General features: G+C 70.4%; 9 protein-coding genes and 1 tRNA gene. 7 read left to right on the forward strand and 3 right to left on the reverse strand.

The annotated features are described in order from the left end of the window. Positions 1-60 precede the first annotated feature (60 nt). Positions 61-132 (forward strand) — tRNA-Arg (locus AB8Z75_RS28825). A gap of 846 nt (positions 133-978) precedes the next feature. Here AB8Z75_RS28825 and AB8Z75_RS28830 read toward each other — a convergent pair. After that, entirely contained in the window at positions 979-1,203 is a 225-nt protein-coding gene (locus AB8Z75_RS28830; RefSeq protein WP_369207054.1) for a hypothetical protein, read from the reverse strand. A gap of 171 nt (positions 1,204-1,374) precedes the next feature. Continuing rightward, on the reverse strand, positions 1,375-2,391 hold the full coding sequence (locus tag AB8Z75_RS28835; RefSeq protein ID WP_369207056.1) for a universal stress protein: 1,017 nt from the start codon (positions 2,389-2,391) through the stop codon (positions 1,375-1,377). 432 nt (positions 2,392-2,823) lie between these two features. Here AB8Z75_RS28835 and AB8Z75_RS28840 point away from each other — a divergent pair, with 432 nt between their 5' ends. From AB8Z75_RS28840 to AB8Z75_RS28860, 5 genes are all read left to right on the forward strand, one after another. Next, positions 2,824-3,225 carry a rodlin gene (locus AB8Z75_RS28840; RefSeq protein WP_369207058.1) on the forward strand — a complete coding sequence of 134 codons (402 nt, stop codon included), beginning with the start codon at positions 2,824-2,826 and terminating at the stop codon, positions 3,223-3,225. Positions 3,226-3,773: 548 nt separating this feature from the next. Beyond that, positions 3,774-4,010 (forward strand): chaplin, encoded by a 237-nt coding sequence (locus AB8Z75_RS28845; protein WP_369207060.1) that lies wholly within the window; start codon positions 3,774-3,776, stop codon positions 4,008-4,010. A gap of 151 nt (positions 4,011-4,161) precedes the next feature. After that, a complete protein-coding gene (locus tag AB8Z75_RS28850; protein WP_369207062.1) occupies positions 4,162-4,800 on the forward strand; it encodes a chaplin family protein in 639 nt (212 codons plus the stop codon). 178 nt (positions 4,801-4,978) lie between these two features. After that, entirely contained in the window at positions 4,979-5,257 is a 279-nt protein-coding gene (locus AB8Z75_RS28855; RefSeq protein WP_369207064.1) for a hypothetical protein, read from the forward strand. A 137-nt stretch (positions 5,258-5,394) separates the two neighbouring features. After that, entirely contained in the window at positions 5,395-5,805 is a 411-nt protein-coding gene (locus AB8Z75_RS28860; protein ID WP_369207066.1) for a rodlin, read from the forward strand. 94 nt (positions 5,806-5,899) lie between these two features. Here the strand turns inward: AB8Z75_RS28860 and AB8Z75_RS28865 are convergent, their stop codons facing one another. Beyond that, on the reverse strand, positions 5,900-6,376 hold the full coding sequence (locus AB8Z75_RS28865; RefSeq protein ID WP_369207068.1) for a hypothetical protein: 477 nt from the start codon (positions 6,374-6,376) through the stop codon (positions 5,900-5,902). A 273-nt stretch (positions 6,377-6,649) separates the two neighbouring features. Here AB8Z75_RS28865 and AB8Z75_RS28870 point away from each other — a divergent pair, with 273 nt between their 5' ends. Next, the gene (locus AB8Z75_RS28870) at positions 6,650-7,150 is read left to right on the forward strand and encodes a DUF5949 family protein (RefSeq protein ID WP_369207070.1); all 501 of its coding nucleotides are present in this window, start codon (positions 6,650-6,652) and stop codon (positions 7,148-7,150) included. Positions 7,151-7,268: the final 118 nt, after the last annotated feature.

A 7,268-nucleotide genomic window follows, 5' to 3' on the forward strand; every position in this document is an offset into this window, starting at 1 on the left:
GATTTCCACCCCACCACCAGTGACCTGGTAGTGTTCTACCTGTCGCCGCCAAGACGGCACGCCCCCGTAGCTCAGGGGATAGAGCAACGGCCTCCGGAGCCGTGTGCGCAGGTTCGAATCCTGCCGGGGGTACTTCCGTGTAAGTGTGACAACGCCCTGTGACCAGGTTGGATGCTGGTTACGGGGCGTTTGTCGTTGTGCCAGTGCACACACAGCGGAGGCAGGGACGGAGGCGGGGCGCAGCTCAGGGTCTGTCGGCAGCAATCGCGCGCTCCTCTCGTCCACTTCGCCAGGTCGGCTGTGGACGGGTCTGCACCGGAGGACGGCTCACCTTCTCGGAGTACGTTTCCGAAGGTTCGCGATCACAGCGGTGGGTGGGGTACTCCGGTGCCCGGCGAGGGAGGGAGCGCAGGCGTCCGGGGGCGCGGAACGTTCGGGCGCGGTCGGGCGGCGGCCAGGCGAGCGGACGTATCTCGGCGGTGGTCAGAGCGAGTTGGGGAACGCGGTCCGGCGCGGTAGGCCGACGGCTGCTCCGCAGGCGAGGCACACCCGCCCGACCGCTCGGAGTGGCGTCGGTGAGGCGTGAGCCCCTGCGCGCTCTGCGGCACGGAAACAGCCGGGTACGAGGTGCCGAAACAGGACCGGCGTATGCGTCATAGTCGGGGAAAGACCCCTGATCACACGCATGGAAGCTCGGTTTCAGCCGGCCGGGACGGTCGGGCGGGGGTCGTCCTCAGCCACCGAGGCATGGGAGCGCTGACTGATGTACCCCGCCCTTGCTGTCTGGCCCATCACCGTCACTCTGGTCACCGCCCTGGTGGCCTTCATCGTCATGACCGTCCTTTCTCTGGCAGGCACCCAGCCGGCCGACCGGCCCGCCATTCTCCAAGCCCTCGCGGATGTCCTTCGGGCGTTCCGGGGCCGAGCGCGTGAGCGGGGTCGAAGCGGGCGGCGCTGACCTTTGTGCCGACGCAACGATCAGGGCGCGGGTTCCTCGTGGGCGTCGGCCACCGCCTGGAGCTGTTGGACGTATTCGGGAGTCCAGCCGGTGACTTCGGCGACGGTGGTGTGGACGCCGGTGGGGTCGTCGGGGTCTCTCAGGAGGGCAACGGCCTCCGTCTGGAGGTCGAGGCCTGCCGCGTTGAGGGCCTCCTCCGCCTCGCGGTAGCGCTTCGCGGCCAGTTCCAGCTTTGCGGTGTCCATGGGGGAATGGTCGCCCATGGGGACGCCAGGGGGCCAACGTGCTGGGCTGGCCACCGTGTCGGCGTCGTCGTGGCGCTGTGCGGAGCCGGCTCCCTCCCTCGGCACCCGCTTCCTTCTCCCCCAGCCCGCAACCCCGGCGGTGCCCGTCATGACGGGGCACGTGTGCGGTGCTCAGTCCGCCGGGCCCTCGCCGCCGTCATGGCGGTGCCATGGGACCGACCGGTGCGGACGGTGGCCCTCGTGCCCGTGCCCGTGGCCGTGCCCATGACTGCGGCCATGCCCATGCTCGTGTCCATGGCCCCGGCCGTGCTCTCGGTGCGCCCGGACGACCGCCACCGGGCACTCGGCGTGGTGGAGGACGGCCTGGCTGACGGAGCCGAGCAGGAGTCCGGTGAAACCGCCGCGTCCACGGGCGCCGACGACGAGGAGTTGGGCGTCCTCGCTCGCCGAGAGCAGTGCTTGCCGGGTGTACTCCTGTACGAGGCGCGGCGTCACCGTCACGTCGGGGTACCGCTCCTGCCAGCCGGCGAGGGCCGTGGAGAGGACCCGTTCCTCCTCCGCGCGGAAGAGGTCGACGTCGTAGTACGTGGGAACCTGGATGCCCGGGCCCGCCGCGACGGGGCCGGCCCAGTTGTTCCAGTTGTGCATCGCGACGAGTTCCGCGCCGCGCAGCGAGGCCTCCTCGAAGGCCCAGCCGACAGCCGGATCGCCCACTTCGGAGCCGTCCACTCCGAGCAGCACTGGGCCGGTGGGGTTCTTCCGGCCCCGGGTGACGAGAACGGGGCACTCCGCGTGCGCGGCCAGATAGACGGCGACGGAGCCGACGAGCAGGCCGGTGAAACCGCCCAGGCCGCGGGTCCCGACCACGACGAGTGCGGCGCCACGGGACTCGGTGGTCAGGACGGAGAGCGGGTCGCCGCTGACGACCGCGTGGGTGACGTCCAGAGCGGGCTGGGAGCTCTTCGCCCGGGCGGCGGCCTGCTCGGCGGTCTTGTGGGCGAGGTTGCGCAAGCCGCCCTCCGGCGGGCCCATCACGGACGGGCCGAGCGGGACCTTCATCGTCGGCCAGACGAACGCGTGGACGACGTGCAGCGAACCGCCACGGAGCCTGGCTTCCCGCGCCGCGACGTCCACGGCCTCCAGGCTCGACGCGGAGCCGTCGACGCCCACCACAACGGTCCTGGTCACGGCCGCACTCCCTTCCGGGACCGCGCGCCGCGGCGCTCCGGCTCCGCGCGTCCCACCTCCAGGGATACCGCCCGCCCGTTCTTACGGCAGGAAGGGATGGCCCGAACGGGCGGCCGGCGAGCCGGCGGGCCGGCACCGCGGCACCGTGGCCTGGTGAGCGCGGCGGGCGCGTGGGCGCGGCGAGCACGGCGAGCGCATGGGCGCGTGGGCGCGGCGAACACGTGAGCGCGGCGGGCGCGAGGGGGCGCGGTCTCGGCGGCGCTGCGCCGACCGGCCCCGTGTCCCACCCGTCCGGGTGGAGATGTCCCCCGGAACGATGAACCGACGTTTGGCGAGCGTCACTCGTCGTCCGGGTGAACGTGCGCAACCAACACCGTGCGGCCCAGTTGTCCAGTGCGCTCCGCGTAGAGCTCCACACCAGGAGGACTATCAATGATCAAGAACGCGCTGGCCACGGCCGCCGCCGCGACCACCATCGTCGGCGTGACGGCCCCGCAGGCCGCCGCCATCGGCGACGACCGTGGCACCACGACGGTGAACGGCAACGGCGCGGACCAGATGTACGGCAACTCCGCGACCTACGGGAACTGGAGCCCCCAGTTCGCGCTGATCCAGGGCTCCTTCAACAAGCCCTGTATCGCGCTGCCGAGCAAGCTGAACCTGGGGTCGCTGGTCGGCGTTGTGCCGATCTCCGTTCAGGACATCAACATCCTGTCCAGCCCGCAGACCCAGCAGTGTGTCGAGAACTCCACCCAGGCCAAGGGCGACGAGCCGCTTTCGCACATTCTTCAGGACATCCCCCTCCTCTCCGGCAACGGCACCGGAAACCGCTGAGGCGGCTCCGGCCGCGACCAGAGCGGAACGCGGGCACCGGGCCCGGGGCGCACCGCCCCGGGCCTTTCGCTGCCCCGGGCCTTTCGCCGCCCTGGGCCTCCCCTCACACCGGGGCCTCGCACTATCCCGGACCCCGCACCTTTCCGGACCCCGCACCATTCCGGGCCCCGCATCATTCCAGGCCTTTCATCATTCTGCGCTTTTTGCCGTTGTAGGTTTTTCAGCCTTCAGGTGCTCCCACCGTTCCGACCGGCGCGATGCAACCGTCGCCCCACGCCCCCGCACTCGCCCGCATTCCCCTGCATTCCCCCGCATCCTCGCGCCTCCGCGGCACCGTCCGGTCGGCCCGACACACCACATCGAGGTACGTAACCGCCCTCTTCTCTAGGCCACTGGAGGGATGGCGGAGTGAGTTCGGCATAACTCGTGTCGTATGGAACGCGACCTCGTTACGAATAGCGACAGCGGAGTTGCGGGCGATCAGCCAGCACTCGTGGACATACGAAATCCGTGGTCCAGGGAAACCCGCTTGAGAAAGGACTCCCCACGTGAAGTACACGAAGGTCGCGACCGTTGCCGCAGGCACGCTGATGGCCCTGGGCACCGCCGCCGCTCCGGCGCTCGCCGACGCGGGCGCCCAGGGCGGCGCCGCCAACTCCCCCGGTGTCGTCTCCGGCAATGTCATCCAGGTTCCGGTTCACGTGCCGGTCAACGTCTGCGGCAACACGATCGACATCATCGGCCTGCTCAACCCGGCGTTCGGCAACACCTGCGTCAACGACTGACATCCCCCGCCCTCGTGCGCGGGAACCAGCTCGGACGGCTCCGGTGGGGGCATGGAGCCCACGCACCGGAGCCGTCCGGTTTCCTGAGACGCGGAAGAGCGACCGCAAGAACTCCACGCCTTCCGCACAAGATTGAGAGCAGGAAGAGACCATGCGAAAGGTCTTGCGCAAGAGCCTCCTGACCGCGGCCGCCACGACAGGGGCGCTCGCGGGTGCGGCAGGGTACGCCCAAGCCGACGCGGGAGCCGGCGGTGGCGCCGCTGGCTCCCCCGGTGTCGGGTCGGGTAACACGATCCAGGCGCCGGTGCAGGTACCGGCCAACATCTGCGGCAACACGGTCAACGTCGTCGCACTGCTGAACCCGTCGTTCGGCAACAACTGCGCCAACGACCCGTCCTCGCCCCAGCACCCTCCTCACTCGCACACGCCGCAGGAGGAGCCGCAGAAGCCACCGCGGACCGAGGACAAGCCGTCCGAGAGCACGGAACACCCGCCGGGCCGCAGCCCGGAGAAGCCCCGCGGTGAGAAGCCCGCCGAACCTGTGGCGGACCACAGCGAGAAGCCCGCGGCCCCGCGCGGCGAGGAGCATGCGTCGGAGGAGGAGAGGGCGGTGACCCCGGCCGGCGAAACCGCCCCGAAGGCTCCGCAGACCGACCAGCGGGAGGTCGTGGCCTCCGACGCGCTGGCCCAGACGGGCGGGGGCGGCGCCTGGGGTACGGCGGCTCTCGGCGCGGGCGCGCTGCTGGGCGGCGTGGTGCTCTACCGCCGCGCGGCCCAGCGGCCCAGCTGAGCGGTATCCGTCACCTCGGGTCCGTCCGCATCCGTCACCTCGGGTCCGTCCGCGCTCGTTCCACGGGACGCGTCGTCGAGGACGCCCGCGTCTCGCGGCACCGCCTTATCCGCGGTTACTCGGCGTCCGTCCTGTGGCGCGTAACGGCTTCCCACAGTTTCGGGAGAAGAAGCACCTTATGAAGTACAGGAAGACCGCCGCCGCCGTCGTGGGTTCGGTGATGGCCCTGGGGGCCGCGCAGCCCGCTTTCGCGAAAGAGGCTCCGGCCGGCCCACGGCTGAGCCTGAACCACGGTCTCGACTACGCCCTCGGAAGTGGCGAACTGCTGTCCTCCTCCCCTCCGGTGGGCGTGGAAGGGCCGCTGTTCGACAAGGTGGGGGAAGCCGTGAAGAACCCTGAGAAGGGGCAACTGATCGGCGATCAGAACCTGCTCGGCGGGATTCCGCTGCTCGAGTGACGGTCCGCGCCGCTAACGCATCGCCGGGTCACGGCGTATTCACCATTCAGGTGAAAAGGAAAAACTCATGAGGCGGAAGACAGTTAGACCCGGCGTCCCAGACTTCCGCACCATTCCAGGAAGAACGGTTTGAACCCATGATGAAGAAGGCCCTTTCCACCGCAACGGTGGCCCTCTCGCTCGTCGGCATCTCCGCCATGGCCGCCCCGCAGGCGCTGGCCACCGGCAACGACACCGGCACCACCACGGTGAACGGCAACGGCGCCGACCACGCCGACAGCAACGCCGCCACCTACGGCAACCTGAGCCCGCAGAACCAGCTCATCCAGGGCTCGCTGAACGACATCTGCGCCCTGCCCTGGGAGAGGCTCAACGTCGGCTCCGTCGTCGGCATCGTCCCGATCACGGTTCAGGACATCCAGGTTCTGTCGGCCTACCAGTCGCAGAAGTGCACCGAGAACTCGTCGCAGACCAAGGGCGACGAGCCGCTGTCGCACATCCTGGACGACATCCCGGTGCTGTCCGCCAACGGCACGAACAACCGCTGAGCCCCAGGGCCGCTACAGGTCCCGGCGAGGACCGCAGAGAAGAAGCCACCGGCACCCAGCCGGTGGCTTCTTCGCGTGTGGCTCTCCGCCGCCCTCAGTGTGGCTTCACGCCGTCCCCGGTGTGCAGCGCGCCGGTCACCTTGGTGAGCGCCGGACCTGCCAGGGGCAGTTCGTCGAGGGATGCGCCGCGGGCGAGCGGGCCGGTGAGGGCCGCGGTGCTCACCGGGCGGAAGTCGGCGACCTGCGTGCTGACGGTGTTGTCCAGCGGGTCCGTGCCGGTGTTGGCCAGCGGATCGAGCTGGAGGTTGTTGACCGTCTCCAGCGGTCCGCCGAGCGCCACACCGGCCCCCCGCGCCGTTTCCTGAACAGGCGTCGCGAGGCCCCGCACCAGCCCTTCGACGGCGGCCTGGTGGCCGCTCTTCCCCTCGCCGCCCTGACCGGCCGCGCCGGCCACCGGGACGGCGGAGCCGAGGGCGGCGCCGACAACAGCGGTGAGCACCCCGGCCCTCGTGAGGATGCGGGGCACCCGGGGGGCGGGGGCTTTGTGACGGGCGGTTCTGGTCTTCGACATGTTCACCACCGAGTTCGGCCACCCACACCGTGGGCGGCGTAAAGTAACCGTTCAACTGCACAGCGTAGTGGCCTGGCAGGGTGGTGTTGCCTCGCCACCGAGGGTGTGACAGCCGCGTGAGACGCACCCGATCTTTGGGTGACGGTCGTCAGCGGCCGGGTGACGCACATCTGGACGACCGGTCCCTCCGGCGGCGTGCTCGCGCACCAAAGGTGCTCATTAAGGGTGATCTGCTACTGGATGAGGCCTTCGATGCGACTAAGGTGCCCGTCCATGACCTCCCCCCAGACCGCCCAAGGCGGCATGCAGCAGCACCAGTTCGGCACCCTCAGCGTGGTCGGCTGGGCCGGTGACTACGGGGACGGGCGGGACATGGCCTTCCTGCTCATCTTCCCGTTCGGTGACGGTCCGGGCTCCCGGGAGGAGACGGCCGCCGCGATGCGGCAACTCGTCGCGGACCTCGGGCTGAGCGTCGGCGGCGAGCTCGTGGACGCCACCGAGGGCGGGCGGCAGTCCCGGGTGACCGCGCTCGTCGAGGGCGGACAAGTGGCGCTGAGGATGCCGAAGATGTCGGTGCAGTACGCCACACCGCCCCGGTGGATCGCCGCGGCGCAGGAGCGCGGACACCTCTACTTGCTGGTCGCGACGCAGCCCTGGTCGCATCCCCTCCCCGAGAAGGAGATCGGGGAGGAGGCGCTCCGGGCGTTCGTGAGCGACGAGATGCTGGCGACCTCGGCACACTGCCTGCTCCCCGTGATGCGCGTCGCACGCTGACCCCGGGGGGCCGGTGAGGCGCCGAACGCGTCAGCCGCGTGGCGCAGTCCCGGCGCGGTGCCCGTCGGGGGTTACGGCTGCCGGGGGCCGCCGCCCTGCCCCGGGGCCCCGCCGTCCC

The sequence above is a fragment of the Streptomyces sp. PU-14G genome (assembly GCF_041028275.1).
GTDB lineage: Bacteria > Actinomycetota > Actinomycetes > Streptomycetales > Streptomycetaceae > Streptomyces.

Excerpts from the sequence above, each read along its gene's own strand:
- AB8Z75_RS28830 (WP_369207054.1), bottom strand. The coding sequence starts at position 1,203 with ATGGACACCGCAAAGCTGGAACTGGCCGCGAAGCGCTACCGCGAGGCG.
- AB8Z75_RS28840 (WP_369207058.1), top strand. The coding sequence starts at position 2,824 with ATGATCAAGAACGCGCTGGCCACGGCCGCCGCCGCGACCACCATCGTC.
- AB8Z75_RS28850 (WP_369207062.1), top strand. The coding sequence starts at position 4,162 with ATGCGAAAGGTCTTGCGCAAGAGCCTCCTGACCGCGGCCGCCACGACA.
- AB8Z75_RS28855 (WP_369207064.1), top strand. The coding sequence starts at position 4,979 with ATGAAGTACAGGAAGACCGCCGCCGCCGTCGTGGGTTCGGTGATGGCC.
- AB8Z75_RS28860 (WP_369207066.1), top strand. The coding sequence starts at position 5,395 with ATGATGAAGAAGGCCCTTTCCACCGCAACGGTGGCCCTCTCGCTCGTC.
- AB8Z75_RS28865 (WP_369207068.1), bottom strand. The coding sequence starts at position 6,376 with ATGTCGAAGACCAGAACCGCCCGTCACAAAGCCCCCGCCCCCCGGGTG.
- AB8Z75_RS28870 (WP_369207070.1), top strand. The coding sequence starts at position 6,650 with ATGACCTCCCCCCAGACCGCCCAAGGCGGCATGCAGCAGCACCAGTTC.